The 17,884-nt window shown below is 64.5% G+C and carries 16 protein-coding genes; 5 read left to right on the plus strand and 11 right to left on the minus strand.

From position 1 onward, the window contains the following. Positions 1–5 precede the first annotated feature (5 nt). Positions 6–914: a hydrogen peroxide-inducible genes activator gene (locus tag FJW07_RS09400; RefSeq protein WP_140855980.1), complete on the plus strand. Its 909-nt coding sequence runs from the start codon at positions 6–8 to the stop codon at positions 912–914. A 54-nt stretch (positions 915–968) separates the two neighbouring features. On the opposite strand, the gene FJW07_RS09405 is transcribed toward FJW07_RS09400, so the two are convergent. The 6 genes from FJW07_RS09405 to hisS all read right to left on the minus strand — a co-directional run bounded on the left by FJW07_RS09405 (position 969) and on the right by hisS (position 8,288). Beyond that, on the minus strand, positions 969–2,036 hold the full coding sequence (locus tag FJW07_RS09405; RefSeq protein WP_246680730.1) for a calcium:proton antiporter: 1,068 nt from the start codon (positions 2,034–2,036) through the stop codon (positions 969–971). Between the two features lie 130 nt (positions 2,037–2,166). After that, the gene (locus FJW07_RS09410) at positions 2,167–2,790 is read right to left on the minus strand and encodes a poly-gamma-glutamate hydrolase family protein (RefSeq protein WP_140855984.1); all 624 of its coding nucleotides are present in this window, start codon (positions 2,788–2,790) and stop codon (positions 2,167–2,169) included. A 10-nt stretch (positions 2,791–2,800) separates the two neighbouring features. Further along, positions 2,801–4,567: an AMP-binding protein gene (locus FJW07_RS09415; RefSeq protein WP_140855986.1), complete on the minus strand. Its 1,767-nt coding sequence runs from the start codon at positions 4,565–4,567 to the stop codon at positions 2,801–2,803. Between the two features lie 133 nt (positions 4,568–4,700). Next, complete coding sequence (gene hisG / locus FJW07_RS09420) at positions 4,701–5,399, minus strand: ATP phosphoribosyltransferase (RefSeq protein WP_140855988.1); 699 nt, start codon at positions 5,397–5,399, stop codon at positions 4,701–4,703. Continuing rightward, complete coding sequence (locus FJW07_RS09425) at positions 5,396–6,514, minus strand: ATP phosphoribosyltransferase regulatory subunit (RefSeq protein ID WP_140654038.1); 1,119 nt, start codon at positions 6,512–6,514, stop codon at positions 5,396–5,398. Before FJW07_RS09425 ends, hisG begins: the two co-directional genes overlap by 4 nt. Before the next feature lie 178 nt (positions 6,515–6,692). Further along, entirely contained in the window at positions 6,693–8,288 is a 1,596-nt protein-coding gene (gene hisS / locus FJW07_RS09435) for a histidine--tRNA ligase (protein ID WP_140855990.1), read from the minus strand. Between the two features lie 215 nt (positions 8,289–8,503). Between hisS and FJW07_RS09440 the strand changes: the two genes are divergently transcribed. Together FJW07_RS09440 and FJW07_RS09445 are read left to right on the plus strand one after the other, a co-directional pair. Further along, positions 8,504–8,731 carry a hypothetical protein gene (locus tag FJW07_RS09440; RefSeq protein WP_140654032.1) on the plus strand — a complete coding sequence of 76 codons (228 nt, stop codon included), beginning with the start codon at positions 8,504–8,506 and terminating at the stop codon, positions 8,729–8,731. 27 nt (positions 8,732–8,758) lie between these two features. Continuing rightward, entirely contained in the window at positions 8,759–9,142 is a 384-nt protein-coding gene (locus FJW07_RS09445; RefSeq protein ID WP_140855992.1) for a hypothetical protein, read from the plus strand. Between the two features lie 40 nt (positions 9,143–9,182). On the opposite strand, the gene FJW07_RS09450 is transcribed toward FJW07_RS09445, so the two are convergent. Further along, the gene (locus tag FJW07_RS09450; protein ID WP_140782637.1) at positions 9,183–9,821 is read right to left on the minus strand and encodes a DNA-3-methyladenine glycosylase I; all 639 of its coding nucleotides are present in this window, start codon (positions 9,819–9,821) and stop codon (positions 9,183–9,185) included. 209 nt (positions 9,822–10,030) lie between these two features. Here FJW07_RS09450 and FJW07_RS09455 point away from each other — a divergent pair, with 209 nt between their 5' ends. Further along, a complete protein-coding gene (locus FJW07_RS09455; RefSeq protein WP_140654028.1) occupies positions 10,031–10,771 on the plus strand; it encodes a L,D-transpeptidase in 741 nt (246 codons plus the stop codon). A gap of 373 nt (positions 10,772–11,144) precedes the next feature. After that, positions 11,145–12,065: a bifunctional 5,10-methylenetetrahydrofolate dehydrogenase/5,10-methenyltetrahydrofolate cyclohydrolase gene (locus FJW07_RS09460; protein WP_140782639.1), complete on the plus strand. Its 921-nt coding sequence runs from the start codon at positions 11,145–11,147 to the stop codon at positions 12,063–12,065. On the opposite strand, the gene glcF is transcribed toward FJW07_RS09460, so the two are convergent. The 4 genes from glcF to FJW07_RS09485 form a co-directional block, all read right to left on the minus strand. Then, positions 12,066–13,391, minus strand: a complete 1,326-nt coding sequence (gene glcF / locus FJW07_RS09465; protein ID WP_140643911.1) for a glycolate oxidase subunit GlcF — start codon at positions 13,389–13,391, stop codon at positions 12,066–12,068. A 9-nt stretch (positions 13,392–13,400) separates the two neighbouring features. Beyond that, positions 13,401–14,606, minus strand: coding sequence for a glycolate oxidase subunit GlcE (glcE, locus tag FJW07_RS09470; protein ID WP_140855994.1), 1,206 nt, complete (start codon positions 14,604–14,606; stop codon positions 13,401–13,403). 280 nt (positions 14,607–14,886) lie between these two features. Then, complete coding sequence (locus FJW07_RS09480) at positions 14,887–16,383, minus strand: FAD-linked oxidase C-terminal domain-containing protein (protein ID WP_140643904.1); 1,497 nt, start codon at positions 16,381–16,383, stop codon at positions 14,887–14,889. A 162-nt stretch (positions 16,384–16,545) separates the two neighbouring features. Further along, positions 16,546–17,868: a DUF3422 family protein gene (locus FJW07_RS09485; RefSeq protein ID WP_140855996.1), complete on the minus strand. Its 1,323-nt coding sequence runs from the start codon at positions 17,866–17,868 to the stop codon at positions 16,546–16,548. Positions 17,869–17,884 lie beyond the last annotated feature (16 nt).

A 17,884-nucleotide genomic window follows, 5' to 3' on the forward strand; every position in this document is an offset into this window, starting at 1 on the left:
TTCTTATGATTGGCCTCACCGTCCGACAGATGCAGTATTTCGACGCGCTGGCGCAGACGCTGCATTTCGGCCGTGCAGCGAAGCTTGCCGGCGTCAGCCAGCCGGCCCTTTCCGCGCAGATCGCCGAGATGGAAGAGCGGCTGAACTGCCTGTTGTTCGAGCGCGGCGGCAAGACGGTGCGCATGACCGACGAGGCGCTTGCCCTGCAGCCGCGTATCGAGCGCATTCTGGCCGAAATACGTGACGTCGAGACGACTGCCCGGCGCGGCCGCCCTACCATGGAGGGACGCTTCCGGCTGGGCATCATCCCGACGGTCGCGCCCTACCTCCTGCCGCATGTGCTGCCGGAGTTGAGAAGGCACTACCCTTCCCTCCAGCTCGAACTGCGCGAAGCGGTGACCGCGTCGCTGGTCGAGGACGCGACGTCCGGCCGGCTCGACGCCTTCATCGCGGCCTTGCCGCTCGATCAGCCGGCGATCGTCACCGAAGGGCTTTTTCCAGACCGCTTCTTCCTCGCCGTTCCGGCCGGCGATCCGGCCTTCGCCTCGCCACCGGTGCCACCGGAAAGCCCGGCGCTTGAGCGGCTGATGCTTCTGGAAGAAGGCCACTGCCTGCGCGAGCAGGCCCTGGCCGTCTGCGGCAATGTGCGGCCGGTGGCGATGGCAAGCTACGGCGCGACCAGCCTGACGACGCTCTTGCAGATGGTGGCGCATGGGCTCGGCGTCACGCTGGTGCCGGAAATGGCGGCAAGTGCCGCCGGAGTCATGCCGGATCTGAGGATCGTGCCGTTCCAGGAGCCGATGCCGCAGCGCATGATCTGCATGGCCTGGCGCAAGAACAAGGTGCGCCAGGACGAGTGCGCGGAACTGGCGCGGATCATACGCGGGCTGGATCGGGCGGTGCTGAGGATGTGAGGCGCCTTTCGAGGCGCTTTCTATCCCTGCGCCTGATGGCAGGCTGCAACCATTTCACGGCACAAAGATCAGGAACACATAGGTGAAAAACACCACGACGTGCACCATGCCGGTCAGGAACGTCGTTCTTTCGGTGCTGAAGCTTACGCTGCATATGAAAAGCGCCAGCACCAGAAGCACGGCATCGGACGCCGGGAGCCCCAAGGTCAGGCCCCTGCCCGTCAGCAGGCTGGCGGCCGCGACCGCCGGTATCGTCAAGCCGATCGTGGCGCAGGCCGAGCCCATCGCGACGTTCAGGCTGCGCTGCAGCTCATTCTTGAAGGCGGCGCGGATCGCCGAGATCGCCTCCGGCATCAAAACCAGTGCCGCGATCATTGCTCCCACGATGCTGTCGGCCTGGGTCACCTTATAGGCCGCGAGCGCATCCTCCACGCTCGCGGCGACCTGCTCTGCGAGCAGGACAATGCCGATGAGCCCGCTCAGCAGCAGCAGGGCGCTGACGAAAATGCTGTCGTGGGAGGCGGTTCGCATCGGAACGTCGTGCGCCTGTCCCTGGACGAAGTCCTCCCGGTGCCGGACGGTCTGGGCAAACACGAAGCTCGCATAGAGAAGCACCGAAAGGACGCTGACGAAACCAAGCTGAGCCGCCGAAAACGTGCCGGGACCCGTGGCCTGGGTGTAGGTCGGAAGAATAAGCGTCATCACGGTCAACGCGATCAGAACCGACAGGTAGGCGCTTGTCCCTTGCCGGAGGATCGCCTGCTTGCGATAGCGCCAGCCGCCAAGCGTGAGACATATCCCGACAACGCCAGTGGAGGTGATCATCACCGTCGAGAAAACGGATTCGCGCGCCAGCGTGGGGTTGTTTGCTCCATGCAGCATCATCGAGACGATGATCGACACTTCGATTGCCGTCACCGCAAAAGTCAGCACCAAGGTTCCGTAGGGCTCCCCTATGCGCCGGGCGAGCGCCTCGGCGTGGTCGAGCACCACGAAAATGGTGGTGAACATGATGGCGCTCGACAGCGCTCCAACCAGTATCCTGGCGTTCAGCGACCCTTCGTCGACCGAAAGGCCGCCGGCCCTGACCGCGAGAGCCATCGCCAGCGCGGCCAACGGCATCGTGTAGGAAGTCACCGACCGCCCGTAACCAGTCATTCAAGCCCCCGAACGCCACGCGTTTGCGCGAACTTAGCGGAAAAGAGCGTGGGGAGCACCTCTCATGGGCATCTTTGCCCGCCAAGCGCACGGTTCAAAACACGATTGAGGACCGGGCATCATTTCTGGCGTCGAATGCCTCGATGGCCTTGCGAACCGCCCCACAGAATCTTTCCAGAAGTTCCGACTCGTTCCCCATTCGACGGCGCAGCGAGAAGGGCACTTCCAGCTGTGCGCCTTTGCCCGTCAGTCCTCGGTTGACGATGTTCGAATCCTGGATACCCGGAAACGGATGGTTATCCTTTTTTGTCTGGAAGCCGGCCTCCTGCAGACGCCAGGCTATCTCTGAAACCAACGCGGCGTCCTTGCCGCCCATGTAGACTGTCGCGAGATCATCCCGATCCTGGCGACCGTGGATAGCAACGACAGTGGACTTCGTCCGCAACAGTTCCAGCGCGGTTGCCTCGTCAAAGTTCCTGGATGTTATGTGCAGCTCCCGGTTGCTTTCCGGCATGAGCCCTTCAAAGCAATACATATCGAGATCGTCCCCTGCTATCGTCTCGGTGATCAGGGAGGTACGGGGCTCGATCTTGCCGCCATGCGGGGCGATGACGATGGCACTGCCGGTTCGCGCGCCGCGCCGGACGACTATGCGATAATCTATGTTTTCGATTTTGGCGGCTTTCAGCGCCGCAAAATTTGGAAATTCGTTTTCCATAAATGCCGTTTCACGCCGTCTTCTGCGCTACCAATCCCAATTCCTCCACCATCGCCTCGCGCATCAGGAATTTCTGTGGCTTGCCGGTCACCGTCATCGGCAGCTCGGTGCGGAAGCGGATGTAGCGCGGTATCTTGTAGTGCGCGATCTGGCCGGCGCAGAAGGCCTTGATCTCCTCGGCGGTGGCGATCTGGCCGGGCTTCAGCACGATCCAGGCGCAGAGCTCCTCGCCATATTTGTCGTCGGGAATGCCGAAAACCTGAACTTCCTTGACCTTGGGATGGCGATAGAGGAATTCCTCGACCTCGCGCGGATAGACGTTCTCGCCGCCGCGGATGACCATGTCCTTCACCCGGCCGACAATGTTGCAATAGCCCTCGGCATCGATCGTCGCGAGGTCGCCGGTGTGCATCCAGCCGTCGGCGTCGATCGCCTCGCGGGTCTTGTCGGCGTCGTCCCAATAGCCCTTCATCACCGAATAGCCGCGCGTGCAGAGCTCGCCAGGCTCGCCGACCGCGGCGGTGGCGCCGTCGGTGCCGATCGCCTTGACCTCGACATGCGGGTGGATGCGGCCGACGGTGGAGACGCGCTTTTCCAGCGGATCGTCGACGCTGCTCTGGAAGGAAACGGGACTGGTCTCCGTCATGCCATAGGCGATGGTCACTTGCGCCATGTGCATGAGCGAGACGACCTTCTTCATCACCTCGATCGGGCATGGCGAACCGGCCATGATGCCGGTGCGCAGGCTGGAGAGATCGAAGCTGGAAAAATCGACATGGTCGAGCATGGCGACGAACATGGTCGGCACGCCATAGAGGCCGGTGCAGCGCTCCTGCGCGACCGCTTTCAGCGTCGCGCCGGCATCGAAGCCCTCGCCCGGGAAAACCATGGTGGCGCCCTTGGAGACGCAGCCCATCGTGCCCATCGACATGCCGAAGCAATGGTAAAGCGGCACCGGGATGCAGAGCCGATCGTCGACGGTGAGCCTGATCGCCGAAGTGACGAAATTGCCGTTGTTGACGATGTTGGAATGCGTCAGCGCCGCGCCCTTCGGCGCACCCGTCGTGCCGCTGGTGAACTGGATGTTGATGGCGTCGCCGGGCTTCAGGCCTTCGGAGATGCGGTCGAGGCTGTCATGTTCGTCACGCCCGGCCATGGCCAGCACATCGCCGAAATTGAACATGCCGGGCGAATTGTCGTCGCCCATCCGGATGACGATCTTCAGCGCCGGCAGTTTCTTGGCCTTGAGCTTGCCGGGCTCGGCGGCGGCGAGCTCGGGCGCAAGCGTTCCGATCATGCCGAGATAGTCGGATGTCTTGAATTGGGCGGCGGTGACGAGCGCCTTGCACCCAACCTTGTTGAGGGCATATTCGAGCTCGGTCAGCCGGTAGGCCGGGTTGATGTTGACGAGGATCAGGCCGATGCGCGCGGTGGCGAACTGCGTCACCAGCCATTCCCAACGGTTCGGCGACCAGATGCCGACGCGGTCGCCTTTTTCCAGACCCAGCGCCAGAAAGCCGGCGGCCAAGGCGTCGACCGCGTCCGAGAGCTCGCTCCAGGTGAAGCGCTTGTCCTGGCCAACGAAAACGGCGGCGTCGAGCGTGGCGTATCTGCTCACCGTTTCGGAAAACAGTTCGGGAATGGTCTTGTCGAGCAGGGGTACTAAGCGATCGCCCGATACATGCGCCTTGCCGCCCAGCGGGGCAATGAAGGTGCCGCTGGCGCCGCGCCCGCGCAGATTGGTGGCGTTCATGAGCTCGTCGAGTTTGATCGCCATCGCCGTCTCCTCCCGGGATGATCGAGCCTATCAGCCCGCAAAGGCGGTGGAAACCCGCCGAAGGTAGAGGTGGCTAAAGCTCTTTGACGCAATTCCGGACGGAAGACCGCTTCACACTTTTCCTGGAATTGCTCTAGGCGACCAGCGCGGCCATTTTTGCGGCAATGTCGCGCAACTGCGCCTCGTCGGCTGCATCTCGAGACTTTTTCGACGCCACCAGACAAGCCTGCGACTTCAGGATCGTGCCGTCGCCCAGCACCTTGAGGTGGTTGGCGCGCAGCGTCGAGCCGGTGGTGGTGATGTCGACGATGACGTCGGCCAGTCCCGCCGCCGGCGCGCCTTCGGTGGCGCCGAGGCTTTCGACGATGCGGTAGACCTGGATTCCGTGCTTGAGCGAAAAGAACTGCTGCGTCAGCCGCCAGTACTTTGTAGCTATCCGCAAGCGCCGGCCGTGGCGCTGGCGGAAATCGGCGGCGACATCGTCGAGGTCGGCCATGGTATCGACATCGAGCCAGATGTCGGGCACGGCGACCACGACATCGGCATGGCCGAAGCCGAGGCGGGCGACGATCTCGGCGCGCGCTTCCCAATCGGCGAGGTTCTCGCGCAAAAGGTCCTCGCCGGTGATGCCGAGATCGACCGCGCCCTGGCCGATCTCGCCGGCGATCTCGGACGCGGACAGGAAGGCCACCTCGACATCGTCGAGGCCGTCGATGCGGGCACGGTATTTGCGGTCGTCCTCAGGTAGCGTGACGGCCAGGCCGGCCTTGGCCAGCACTTCGAGCGACTGTTCCTTGAGACGGCCCTTCGAGGGGATCGCCAGCGTGATCATTTCGCGCTCTCCCGCAAGGCTTCGATACGGTCGAGCCAAACCGAAAAGCCGACGCCGGGGATCGGCTTCTTGGCGCCGAGCAGCGTCAGCAGCCGATCGTAGCGGCCGCCGCCGGCCAGCGGGCGGTCGCCGTCACCGGCGGCAATCTCGAAGACCAGGCCGGTATAGTAATCGAGCGGACGGCCGAAGGCGGCGTCGTAGCGGATTTGTGCCGCGGACAGGCCATGCGCCTCGATCGCCTCGGCGCGGGCGGCGAAATTCTCCAGCGCCGGTCCCAGCGACAGGCTGGCATCGGCGGCGAATTTTTCGAGCGCCGCGGTCGCGCCGCTGAGCGCGACGTCGATCTCGAGAAAACCTTTCAGCGCCGAAAACGCCTCGTCGGACAGCCGCACGCTGCGCAGTTGCGCTTTCTCGATCAGGCGCCGCGCGATGTCGGCAGGCGCGCGGCCGGACGATGCCGACAGCCCGGCCTCCTCGATGCCGGCAGAGATATGCGCGGCGAGGCCTTCCGCATCGCCGTCGAGCGCCAGCAAGGCGACGGGGCCGGAGAGCTGGCTGTTGCGCGGCGGATTGGCGAGGTCGGCAAGGGCTGCCTCCAGCATCGGCGCCGAGCCGAAGGCGCGCGCGAGCCGCATGCGCCAGCCGCGCGGCAAGCCGAGCGCAGCGAGCACGGCTTCGAACAAAGTCTGGTCGCCGAGCGTGATGGCAAGTGTCTTTCCGGGCAGCACCAGCGACAGCAGCGCATGCGCGTCGGCCAGCGAACGGGCATCGGCGGCGGCCGTGTCGCGGTCGCCAAGATCCTCGATGCCGGCCTGGAAGAACTCGTTGCCGCCCTCGCGGCGCTGGCGGAAGACTTCGCCCAGATAAGAATAGCGGCGCGGCGTGCCAGCCTGACTGGCGATGTGATCGAGGCAGACCGGAATGGTGAATTCGGGCCGCAGGCACAGCGTCTTGCCGGTCTCGCTTTCGGTGAGGAAAATGCGGCGGCGCAAATCCTCGCCGGCCATATCGAGGAACGGATCGGCCGGCTGCAGGACAGCGACTTCCACGGCGTGGGTGTCGCGGGTGGCGAAGAGTTGGACGATGTCTGCGGCGATGGCGGGACGGGTGGTCATGGATAGGTAGGGCGCGAGGCACCCCCCTCTGGCCTGCCGGCCATCTCCCCCGCAAGGGGGGAGATCAGCAGTTTTGGGCTCGGCTCCCATTCTCCAACGCTGGAGATTGGCGAAAGCATACGCGACATCCAATCTCCCCCCTTGCGGGGGAGATGTCCGGCAGGACAGAGGGGGGTGTTCAAGCGCCACCCTTCGCGCGATCAGCAGCCTGCGCCGCAAGTATCTTCTTCACCTCGCCAACCAGCTCCCCCTCCGCCACCGTCACCTGCGCCGGCCGTGCCGCCCGCCATTCGGCATTGTCGGTGATCTCGGCCGACATGCGGGCGCCTTCGATCAGGTCCTTGATCTGCAGTTCGCCCTTGGCACGCTCGTCGCCGCCCTGGATGATGGCGACCGGGCTGCCGCGGCGGTCGGCATATTTGAGCTGGGCCTTCATGCCGGCGCCGCCGAGATACATTTCGGAGCGGATGCCGGCGGCGCGGAGCTCCGCGACCATCTTCTGGTAGCGGCCGAGGCTTTCCGTATCCCTGTCCATGACCAGCACCACGACCGGGGCAATGACATCGGAGATATCGAGCTTGCCGAGGTTCTTCAGCGCCGTCATCAGGCGTGAGACGCCGATGGAGAAGCCTGTCGCCGGCACCGGCTCGCCGCGAAAGCGCGAGACCAGCCCATCATAGCGCCCGCCGCCGCCGACAGAGCCGAAGCGCACGATCTGGCCCTCGTCGTTGGGGATCTCGGCCAGCAGCTCGGCCTCGAAGACAGGGCCTGTGTAATATTCGAGGCCGCGCACGACAGAGGGGTCGATGCGGATGCGATTGCTCCCGTAGCCTGCGGCGCGAACCATGTCGTTGATCGCACCGAGTTCGTTTATTCCCTCTAAAGCCAGCGGCTCGTCAGAAAAAGCTAGGCGCAATTCGTCGATGGCAAACGCGTTGCTCAGTACGGAAGTCTTTCCGCCGTTCCCGACCTGCCGCCTATCGTCGTCGATGACTCCTTCAGAACCCATATTGTGGTCCCAGAAACCATCAGGATTTCCGAAGACCTCCATCATCCGGTCGATCTGTTGTTCGCCTAATCCGGCGCCTTTGGTGAAGTCGCCGCTTTCGTCCAGCCGTCCCTTTCCAAGCAGCGCTCGAACGCCGTCCGTTCCAACCTTGTCCAGCTTGTCGATAGCCCGAAGCACAGTCAGCCTGCGTCCGGCGTTCTCGTCGCCGCCGAGGCCGATGGCCTCCAGCACGCCGTCGAGCACCTTACGGTTGTTGACGCGGATGACGTAGTCGCCGCGCTTGATGCCGAGCGCTTCCATGACATCGGCCATCATCATCGCCATCTCGGCGTCGGCGGCGACGCCCGGCGTACCAATGGTGTCGGCGTCGAACTGCATGAACTGGCGGAAGCGGCCGGGGCCTGGCTTCTCGTTGCGAAACACCCAGCCGGAACGGTAGCTGCGATAAGGCTTGGGCAGGCGCTCGAAATTCTCGGCGACGAAACGCGCTGTCGGCGCGGTCAGGTCATAGCGCAGCGACAGCCATTGGTCGTCGTCATCCTGGAAGGAAAAGACACCCTCGTTCGGCCGGTCCTGGTCGGGCAGGAATTTGCCGAGAGCATCGGTGTATTCGATCATCGGCTGGTCGACCGGCTCGAAGCCGTAGAGCTCATAGACCGAGCGGATGGTCGCCATCATCTTCTCGACGGCGCGGATGTCTTCGGCGCTGCGGTCGGCAAAACCGCGCGGCAGCCGCGCTTTCGTCTTTTCCGATTTGTCGGCCATGGAGGTTTCCAGTCAGTGGTGACTTACTTCGAGCGCGCGTTTCCTAAACGATGCGGCTTGGAGCGGCAAGGGTTAGCGCCTTCTCTTCTCCCCTTGCGGGAGAAGGAAGAACTGAAACAAATCCCACCAAAAACGAAACAATTCCGCCACCGGCGCGGCATGCTGCCGACACAATCGACGACCATAAAGCGCGTCGAAACAAGGGGTTCGGGGCCATGACGACGGCTGAAGACATGATCGAGAGCGGCAGGTCGGCCAGGCTGCGGCCCGCCGGCAGCACCCTGAAGCCGGCACAGCAGCCGGCCGGGCCGTTCGAGGCTGCGGCGGCCAAGCCGAGCGCCCGCGACGCGCTGGTGACTGGCCTGCTGGTGATCTATCCGGCCTTCGCGGCCGTGGCGGCGATCATCGCCGGGCTGTTCCTGGCCGGCGCCGGCAGCGTCTGACTTTCATTCAACGATCGGGGGATCATCATGCAGTTGCGATTTGCAGGCGCGCTTGCAGGCGCGCTTTTCTGTGGCATGCCCGTTGCCGCCAACGCGTGCCAGCCGGGCGATGCCCGTCTTGCCGGCCATTATTACCTGAACGGCGTCATGGAAGTCGGTTCCGAGCTGCTTTTGAGGAAAGACGGCAGCTTCGAATTCGCGCTCGCCTATGGCGCCAACGACCAGTACGGCAAGGGCTGCTGGGTGAGGAAGGGCTCGACCGTCGAGGTCATCCCGGCCGGCCGCAGCTCCGCCTCCACGCATCACACGCCCGACGACAGCGGCTTCAGCGGACTGGTGCTGACGGTGTCCGGCTCGAGCCTTGTCTGGGACATCAACGGCAGCGGCCATAAGGGCAGGTTCGAGAAGTGAGCCTTCTCCTTCTACCCTTGTGGGAGAAGGCAAAAGCGCCCTACTTCGGCCTCTTGAGCCTCTTGCGCTCTTTCTCCACCTCCGCCCGGCAGTAGCAGCCTTCGAGATGGTCGTTGACCAGGCCCATGGCCTGCATGAAGGCGTAGACGGTGGTGGGACCGACAAAGCTCCAGCCGCGCTTCTTCAACTCCTTCGATATCCTGACCGACACGGCCGTCGTCGGATTGGCGCGCAGATGTGCGAGGTCGACGATTTCGGGCCGCTCCTGCGGATCCGGCTCGAACTTCCAGAACCACGCGGCCAGGGAGCCGAACTCGTCCACCATCTCGCGGGCGCGTTTTGCGTTGTTGATGGTCGAGACGATCTTGCCGCGATGGCGGATGATGCCGGCATTCCCGAGCAGGCGTTCGACATCCGTGTCGGTGAACGCCGCCACCTTGTCGAAGTCGAAACCGGCGAAGGCCTCGCGGAAATTCTCGCGCTTGCGCAGGATGGTCAGCCACGACAGGCCCGACTGGAAGCCTTCCAGGCAGATCTTTTCGAACAGCCGGCGATCATCCGTTACCGGCCGGCCCCATTCGTGGTCGTGATAGTGGAGATAGTCCGGCAGATTGCCGTGCCAGAAGCAGCGCGCCTTGCCATCGGGGCCGTCGAGAATGCCGGCATGTTCAGTCGCCATCGCTACCAAATCCGTTCGTTAACGCGCCTCGGCGCCAAGTTTACGGTGGCTTTACCAGATTCCTGAACCGGCCGGTAACCACACCAAAAGGTTTACTGACAAAGCGGCATTTTACGCATTCCGATTCATGCTTTGCTTGCCGCTGCGCGCCAGGATCGCGAAGCCGAGGCCCCCCGCCCGGACGAGTTCGACGATCAAGGTGCGTTCCGATGAAGACAGCGTTTTGTTCCCTGCTTGGCGCGGTGGCCATTCTTGCCGCAGGCGCCACGACCTCCCTTGCCAATGACCGCTATGCCGACATGCCGCCGGTCATGGTGAGCCCCGACCTTTCGGCGCCCTGGGTGCTGCAGCTTGGCCGTGCGCCGGGCATCGTGCGCCCGGCCCGGCAGGCAACGCAGCAGCCGCTGCGCCGCCTGTTCGAGGCGCAGCCCGACCGGCAGCGCACGGCGGCAGTGCAGCAGCCGGCCAAACGCATGGTGATGCGGCCACAGATCAACCCGATCTACCTGCCGCAGGAAGTCGCCTATGATGGGCCGGCGAAGCCGGGCACCATCATCATCGATACGCATCAGAACTTCCTTTTCCTGGTCGAGAAGAACGGCAAGGCGCGGCGCTACGGCGTCGGCACCGGCAAACCGGGCTTCGAATGGTCGGGCACGCACAAGATCACCGATAAGAAGGTGTGGCCGGACTGGCGTCCGCCGGCGGAGATGATCAAGCGCGAGGCGGCCAAGGGCCGCTACCTGCCGACTTACCTGGCCGGCGGCATCGAGAACCCGCTCGGCGCGCGCGCGCTCTATCTCGGCACCACCGAATACCGCATCCATGGCACCAACCAGCCCTGGACGATCGGCGGCGCGGTGTCTTCCGGCTGTATCCGCATGCGCAACGAGGACGTTGTCGACCTTTACGAGCGCGTCAATGTCGGAACCACGGTCGAGGTGATATAGTCGCAGCGAATCAGCCGGTTAGACGGCGCAGCGCTTTTAGTCTCCTGCTGTTGCCGCCAAGTCATAGTACGATCCCGCGGGATGTGCTTAAACCGATGACAGAGTTTACGGGGGACGGGCCGTGTGGGGATACGGCCGGTCGCGAAGGGGCAGCGCGGGCAATCGCGCTGCCCTTTTCATTTTTTGAGTTTTTCTTCTGATGCAGGGCGCGGTAAGTCGCCCCGAAAGCAGGCGGTTTCGCTTTCGGGGCTGATTTCCCGGCGCTCCTCTGCTATTGCAGCGCACAAAATCTTAGTTGTTACGCAATTCCAGACAGAAAGCCGCTCCCGCGCCTGTCCCCTGAATTGCTCAGAGAAGGCAAAAGGTGCCAGCCATGACCCGGACCGACGACAGCCGTTACCTGAAAGGCGGCCCGGTCGCCCAGCGCATCATCGCTTCCGTTCGCGAGGACGCGGCGATCGCCACGGCCGAAGGTTTTCCGCCTAAGCTGGTTTCGATCACCGTCGGCGATATCGCGGCGGTCGATGTCTATGTGCGCAACCAGCGCGCCAAGGCAGCCCTTGCCGGCATCGGCTTCGAGGAGCGGCGCTTCGCCGCCGACATCACCGCCGGCGAGTTGGAGGCCGCGATCCATGGCCTCAACGCCGACCCGCGCGTCACCGGCATCATCATCCAGCGGCCGGTGCCGGCGCATATCCCGATCAAGACGTTGCAGGCGGCGGTGCATCCGCTGAAGGACGTCGAGGGCATGCATCCGGCCTCGATCGGCAACATCGTTTACAACCAGCTCGACCTGGCGCCCTGCACCGCGGCGGCCTCGGTCGAACTGCTGAAGGAGACCGGCCTCGAGCTCAAGGGGCTCGAAGTGGTCGTCGTCGGCCATTCCGAGATCGTCGGCAAGCCGATCGCCTTCCTGTTGATGAGCGAGGGCGCGACGGTGACGGTGTGCCACCACATGACGCGCTCGCTGGCGGCCCATGCGCGCCGCGCCGATGCGCTGTTCGTCGCCGTCGGCAAGCCCAGGCTGATCAAGGCCGACATGGTGAAGCCGGGCGCAGCCGTCATCGACATCGGCATCAATTCCGAGGTCGGGCCCGACGGCGAAACCCGTATCGTCGGCGACGTCGATACCGACAGCGTCAAGGAAGTGGCCTCCTGGATCACGCCGGTGCCGGGCGGCGTCGGCCCGCTGACGGTCGCGATCCTCTTGCGCAACACCATGGTGGCGCTCAACCGCCAGCGCGCGCTCTACCGCGCGACCTACGGCGTGCCGGATCAACTCGCGGCGGAATAGTTATTCCGCGGCGATCAAACCGCTGTCGGAAACGCCTTCCGGCTTCGGACCGCCATAGGCCCAGTCGAGCAATTTGACCGTGTGCACCACCGGCAGCTTCGCGGCGGAGGCTATCTGGGTGATGCAGCCGATATTGCCGGTGGCGACGATTTCCGCGCCTGTCGCCTCGATGTTTTTCACCTTGCGGTCGCGCAGCTTGGCGGAAATCTCGGGCTGCAGGATGTTGTAGGTGCCGGCCGAGCCGCAGCACAGATGCCCCTCGCGCGGCTCGCGCACGACGAAGCCCGCCTTGGTGAGAAGCTCCTTCGGCTGGCGCGTGATCTTCTGGCCATGCTGCATCGAGCAGGCAGAGTGATAGGCGACGACCGTGCCCGGCTTGCGCAGCGGCTCCGGCAGATCGAGCGCGGCAAGATATTCGGTGACGTCTTTTGCGAGAGCCGAGACGCGCGCGGCCTTTTCGGCATAGGCGGGATCGAGGCGCAGCATGAAGCCATAGTCCTTGATGGTGGTGCCGCAGCCCGACGCGGTGATGATGATGGCGTCGAGCCCGCCCTGCTCGATGGCGCGCGTCCAGGCGTCGACATTCTGTCTGGCCGAGGCAAGGGCCTGATGCTCGCGGCCCATGTGATGGACGAGCGCGCCGCAGCAGCCCTCGCCCTCCGGCACCACGACCTCAACGCCCAATCTTGTCAGCAGGGAGATGGTCGTATCGTTGATCGCCGGATCGAGCACGGATTGCGCGCAGCCGGTGAGAATCGCTACACGACCACGTCTTGCGCCTTTCCCGGCATGCGTGCCGGGCGAAGCCAGCGGCGATGCCGGCGGGATCGACGCGGGTGCAAGCTTCAGCATCGCCGCGACCGGTTTCAGCGCCGGCAGCTTTTCGAACAAGCCGATGAACGGCCGGCCGAGCCCGGCAAGCTTCAACGCGGCGCGGAAGCGGGTCGGGCAAGGCAGCACGAAAGCCAGCATGGCGCGCGTCAGCCGGTCGAGCAGCGGCCGCTTATAGGTCTCCTGGATATGGGCGCGGGCATGGTCGACCAGATGCATGTAGTTCACGCCAGAAGGGCAGGTGGTCATGCAGGCAAGACAGGACAGGCAACGGTCGATATGGGTGACGATCTCCTTGTCCGCCGGCCGGCCGTTCTCCAGCATATCCTTGATGAGGTAGATGCGGCCGCGCGGTGAATCCAGCTCGTTGCCGAGCGTCACATAGGTCGGACAAGTGGCGGTGCAGAAGCCGCAATGCACGCATTTACGCAGGATCTTTTCCGATTCCGCGACATGCGGGTCGGCCAGCTGCGCTGCTGAGAAATTGGTCTGCATGTCGCGGTCCTAACCCATGCGGCCGGGGTTGAGAATCTGCTTGGGATCGAACTCGGCCTTCAGTCGCGCCGACAATGCCGCAAGATGCGGCGGTTGCGGCTCGAACACCGGTAAGGCCGCACGATGCGGGGCGGACGCCCGCACCAGTGTCGCATGGCCGCCGCCATGCTTGCGGATCAGTCCGCGCAGCAGCTCAGCCTCCGGATCGTCCTCGCGCATCGACAGCCACACCAGGCCACCCTGCCAGTCGTAGAAGGCATCGACCGCCGCCTGCATGCGCAGAGCCATCACCATGTGATGTGCCTCAGACGGCGCCATCGACACGCGCCAGACTGGCCGCGCGCCGCCATCGGCGAAGGGTGCGCAGTCGCGGATATCGCGCCAGATCGTCTTCGACGCCTCGCCCGCGATCTCTTCGAGCGGACCCGCCTTGCCGAGCAACTGCTTCAACGCCTCGATGCGGTAGACGACCGAAGGCCCGAACCCCTCGACCCGCAGCAGCGTGGCGGCATCGCTGCCGTGCTTGCCGCTGGCGACCTTCGCGGCGATGCGCTCCGGCAGATGCGCAGCGCTCGACACTTCGGCGCTGGAGCCGAGCGCCAGCGCCATGGCCGCGACGGCCGCATCGTCGAGCAGACCGCGGATGGCCAAGGTCACTTCTGTTTCGGCCGCCGGCAGGACCTTGAAAGTCACGTCGGTCAGCACGGCGAGCGTGCCCCAGCTTCCCGCCATCAGTTTTGAGAGATCGTAGCCGGTGACGTTCTTGACCACGCGGCCGCCCGATTTGAACGCCTCGCCGCGCCCCGAAACAGCGGCAACGCCAAGGATATGGTCGCGCGCCGCGCCCGACTTGAGACGTCGCGGTCCGCACAGGTTCGAAGCCAGCACGCCGCCGATGGTGCCTTTACCCGGCTCGCCGCCGAGCAACGGGCCGTAGTCCATCGGTTCAAACGCAAATTGCTGGCCGTTTTCGGCAAGCAGTTTTTCGAGTTCGGCGAGCGACGTGCCAGCGCAGGCCGACAGCACCAGTTCGGCCGGCTCGTAGAGTGTGACGCCGGTGAGCTTGGAGAGGTCGAGTGTATGCTCGGTCTGCAGCGGACGACCGATGCCGTGCTTCGAGCCGTGCCCGAGGATTTCCAGCGGCGTTTCTTCCGCCGCTGCCCATTGGACCGTGGAGAGGATTTCGGCGGAAGAGGATGGAGTGAAGGTGGTCATGTTGCAAAGGCCTGGCTCCTCGCCCCCGCAAAGCGGGGGAGAGGTGGCTCGGGCGAAGCCCGAGACGGCGACAGGCCGCGTTCCTTCGCGCCCCCCTCTGTCCTGCCGGACATCTCCCCCACTTGGGGGGAGATCAGCTGTCATCGCAGCCTTCGCCAATCTTCGACGTTGCGAGGGAGGCGCGGCGGCAAAAATTGCCAATCTCCCCCCAAGTGGGGGAGATGTCCGGCAGGACAGAGGGGGGCGCGAAGGAACGCAGTCATCCGAAATTGACCGCCCATCAAAACCTCGGAATATCCGGAAACGCCACCTGTCCGCGATGCACATGCATCCTTCCCAGTTCCGCACACCGGCGCAGTTGCGGAAAAACCTTGCCGGGGTTGAGCAGATGGTTGGGATCGAAAGCGCATTTCACCCGCATCTGCTGGTCGAGGTCGACCTGGTTGAACATTTCCGGCATCAGGTCGCGCTTCTCGACGCCGACGCCGTGTTCGCCGGTCAGCACGCCTCCGACCTCGACGCAAAGCCGCAATATGTCGGCGCCAAAGCTTTCGGCCTTGTCGAGTTCGCCCGGCACATTGGCGTCGTAGAGGATCAGCGGGTGCAGATTGCCGTCGCCGGCGTGGAAGACGTTGGCGACGCCTAACCCGTACTTCTCGGAAAGGTCGCGCATGCCGGCAAGCACCCTCGGCAGTTCCTTGCGCGGGATGGTGCCATCCATGCAGTAATAGTCGGGCGAGATGCGGCCGACCGCCGGAAAGGCCGCCTTGCGGCCGGCCCAGAAGCTCAGCCGCTCCTGTTCCGACTGCGAGATGCGGCAGGTGGTCGAGCCATTGCGATAGGCGATCGCCTCGACCAGTCCGATCAGGTGATCGACCTCGACACTCGGGCCATCGAGCTCGACGATCAGCAGCGCCTCGACATCGAGCGGATAGCCGGCATGGACGAAATCTTCCGCCGCGTGGATCGCCGGGCGGTCCATCATCTCCATGCCGCCCGGGATGATGCCGGCGCCGATGATGTCGGCGACGCACTGGCCGCCCTCTTCACTGGTCGGAAAGCCGATCAGCAGCGCGCGCGCCGTCTCCGGCTTCTTCAGGATGCGCACCGTCACCTCGGTGACGACGCCGAGCAGGCCTTCGGAGCCGGTCATGACGCCGAGCAAGTCATAGCCTTCCTGGTCGAGATGGCTGCCGCCGAGGCGCACCACCTCGCCATTCATCAGCACCATCTCGATGCCCAGAACATTGTTGGCGGTGAGCCCGTATTTCAGGCAGTGCACGCCGCCGGAATTTTCCGCGACGTTGCCGCCGATCGAGCAGGCGATCTGGGAGGATGGATCGGGGGCATAGTAAAAGCCCTCCTGCTCGACGGCGGTGGTGATACCGAGATTGGTGACGCCGGGCTGGGCGACCACGACGCGGTTCGGATAGTCGATCGCCAGGATGCGGTTGAAGCGGCTCATCACCAGCAGCACGGCATCTTCGAGCGGCAGCGCGCCGCCCGATAGCGAGGTGCCGGAGCCGCGCGGCACGACGCGAATGTTGCGCTCGTTGCAGTATTTGAGGACGCGGGAGACCTGCGCCACCGTCTCCGGCAGCACCACGACCAGCGGCAGTTGCCGATAGGCAGTGAGGCCGTCGCTTTCGAAGGCGCGCATTTCATTGGCTGCGTCGACAACCCCCTCGCCCGGCACGATGATGCGCATGTCGTCGACGATCTCGGCGCGACGGCGCAGCGTTTCGGCATCTGGCTTGGGCATGGCTAGGCCGGACATCGGGCAGCCTCATCTGGCTTTGACTGGTCAAAATCTTTTACCAGCCTGACGCACCCGTTGCAAACGCTGCTTTGGTCGCGCTCCACGCCAACCCTAAACGCAAGCTTCCGCAGCGGCAATCTGCCGCTGCGGCCTGGGTCGCGCTAGATGAAGCTTGGCCGCTTATTCGCCTGGATGCTTCGCCGGCTCCGAATGCATCTTGCGTACGCGGCGCACGCCCCACCATACAAGCAGGATGGCGACCGGCACGGAGGCGGCAGTGACGACTTCGGGCGCGAAAGCGTGCCCGAAGATCGAGGCGCCCTTGGCGACATAGCCGATAAGGCCGACGACATAGTATGAGACGGCGGCGACCGAGAGGCCTTCGACCGTCTGCTGCAGGCGCAGTTGCAGCCGGGCGCGGTTGTTCATCGAGGCGAGCAGGTCGCGGTTCTGCTTCTCCACTTCGACGTCGACCCAGGTGCGCAGCAGCGTGGTGGCGCGGGTGAGTTTCCGCGACAGGTTCGCCTGGCGCTCCTCGACCGAGCGGCAGGTGCGCATGGCCGGCGCCATGCGCCGCAAGAGGAAGCCCGCCCAGGTGTCGTAGCCTTGCACCGGCTCTTCATCCAGCGCTTTGAGCCTTTCGGTGACGATGCCGTCATAGGCGCGGCTGGCGCCGAAACGATAGAGGCTGGATGCTGCATCGGCCTCGAGCTCCGCGGCAAGTTCGGTAAGATCGGCAAGCAGCGTCTGGCTGTCGCGGGTTTCGACCGCCTTCATTTCCAGCGTGGTCTGCGCCAGGCGGTCCTCGATGCGACGGGCGCGGCCGGACAGCGTCAACGCCATCGGCAGGCCAAGCATGGCGAGCGTGCGATAGGTCTCGATGTCGATCAGGCGCTGCGACAAGGCGCCGGTGCTGGCCGGCGTCAGGCCGCGATCGAGCACCAGCATGCGCGTCAAGCCGTCGCCGTCCTGGCGGAAATCAGTGATGATGGCGGCGGCGCCCCGCTCGACCAGCGAATAGCACAGGCTGGTCGGGTCGAAGCCGGCAGCCAGTCTTTCGCTCGCCTGCGTCCATTTGCGGATTTCGAGGCGGATGCCCGAAATCACGGTGCCCGGTGGCGAAAAACCGTTGCCGAAGGGCGAATCCTCCTGCGCCCGGCCGTTTTCGGCCAGCGGCCCTTCCCAAAGATAGGTCGAGAATTCCGTATGCCGCTCCCAGCGCAGCGTGCCCTTGCCCCATTTCATGGCATGGTGGCGCGCATTGCGCTCGGGCGCGGCGATACCCAGCCGCCGCGACAGCTCCGAAAGCACGGCATGGTCGACAGCGGCGCCGCCCTCGGTCATGAAGGAAAGCTGGATCAGCACGCGCGGTTTTTCGATCAGCGGGTGCGGACGCGCATGGACTTCGCCCAGCGCGCCAGGTCGCCCCTCATGCGCCGGGAAGCCCATCACGCTGCCTTGGGCGCGCGGCTGGAATTCGAGTTTGGACGTCTCGTCCGACACGGCTGGTCCCCCTGGT

This window comes from Mesorhizobium sp. B3-1-9 (assembly GCF_006439595.1).
In the GTDB taxonomy this organism is placed as follows: Bacteria; Pseudomonadota; Alphaproteobacteria; order Rhizobiales; family Rhizobiaceae; genus Mesorhizobium.

What these genes read in the sequence shown, in the direction of transcription:
- FJW07_RS09400 (WP_140855980.1), top strand. Translation starts at nt 6, where the DNA reads ATGATTGGCCTCACCGTCCGACAGATGCAGTATTTCGACGCGCTGGCG.
- FJW07_RS09405 (WP_246680730.1), bottom strand. Translation starts at nt 2,036, where the DNA reads ATGCCGTTGGCCGCGCTGGCGATGGCTCTCGCGGTCAGGGCCGGCGGC.
- FJW07_RS09410 (WP_140855984.1), bottom strand. Translation starts at nt 2,790, where the DNA reads ATGGAAAACGAATTTCCAAATTTTGCGGCGCTGAAAGCCGCCAAAATC.
- FJW07_RS09415 (WP_140855986.1), bottom strand. Translation starts at nt 4,567, where the DNA reads ATGGCGATCAAACTCGACGAGCTCATGAACGCCACCAATCTGCGCGGG.
- hisG (WP_140855988.1), bottom strand. Translation starts at nt 5,399, where the DNA reads ATGATCACGCTGGCGATCCCCTCGAAGGGCCGTCTCAAGGAACAGTCG.
- FJW07_RS09425 (WP_140654038.1), bottom strand. Translation starts at nt 6,514, where the DNA reads ATGACCACCCGTCCCGCCATCGCCGCAGACATCGTCCAACTCTTCGCC.
- hisS (WP_140855990.1), bottom strand. Translation starts at nt 8,288, where the DNA reads ATGGCCGACAAATCGGAAAAGACGAAAGCGCGGCTGCCGCGCGGTTTT.
- FJW07_RS09440 (WP_140654032.1), top strand. Translation starts at nt 8,504, where the DNA reads ATGACGACGGCTGAAGACATGATCGAGAGCGGCAGGTCGGCCAGGCTG.
- FJW07_RS09445 (WP_140855992.1), top strand. Translation starts at nt 8,759, where the DNA reads ATGCAGTTGCGATTTGCAGGCGCGCTTGCAGGCGCGCTTTTCTGTGGC.
- FJW07_RS09450 (WP_140782637.1), bottom strand. Translation starts at nt 9,821, where the DNA reads ATGGCGACTGAACATGCCGGCATTCTCGACGGCCCCGATGGCAAGGCG.
- FJW07_RS09455 (WP_140654028.1), top strand. Translation starts at nt 10,031, where the DNA reads ATGAAGACAGCGTTTTGTTCCCTGCTTGGCGCGGTGGCCATTCTTGCC.
- FJW07_RS09460 (WP_140782639.1), top strand. Translation starts at nt 11,145, where the DNA reads ATGACCCGGACCGACGACAGCCGTTACCTGAAAGGCGGCCCGGTCGCC.
- glcF (WP_140643911.1), bottom strand. Translation starts at nt 13,391, where the DNA reads ATGCAGACCAATTTCTCAGCAGCGCAGCTGGCCGACCCGCATGTCGCG.
- glcE (WP_140855994.1), bottom strand. Translation starts at nt 14,606, where the DNA reads ATGACCACCTTCACTCCATCCTCTTCCGCCGAAATCCTCTCCACGGTC.
- FJW07_RS09480 (WP_140643904.1), bottom strand. Translation starts at nt 16,383, where the DNA reads ATGTCCGGCCTAGCCATGCCCAAGCCAGATGCCGAAACGCTGCGCCGT.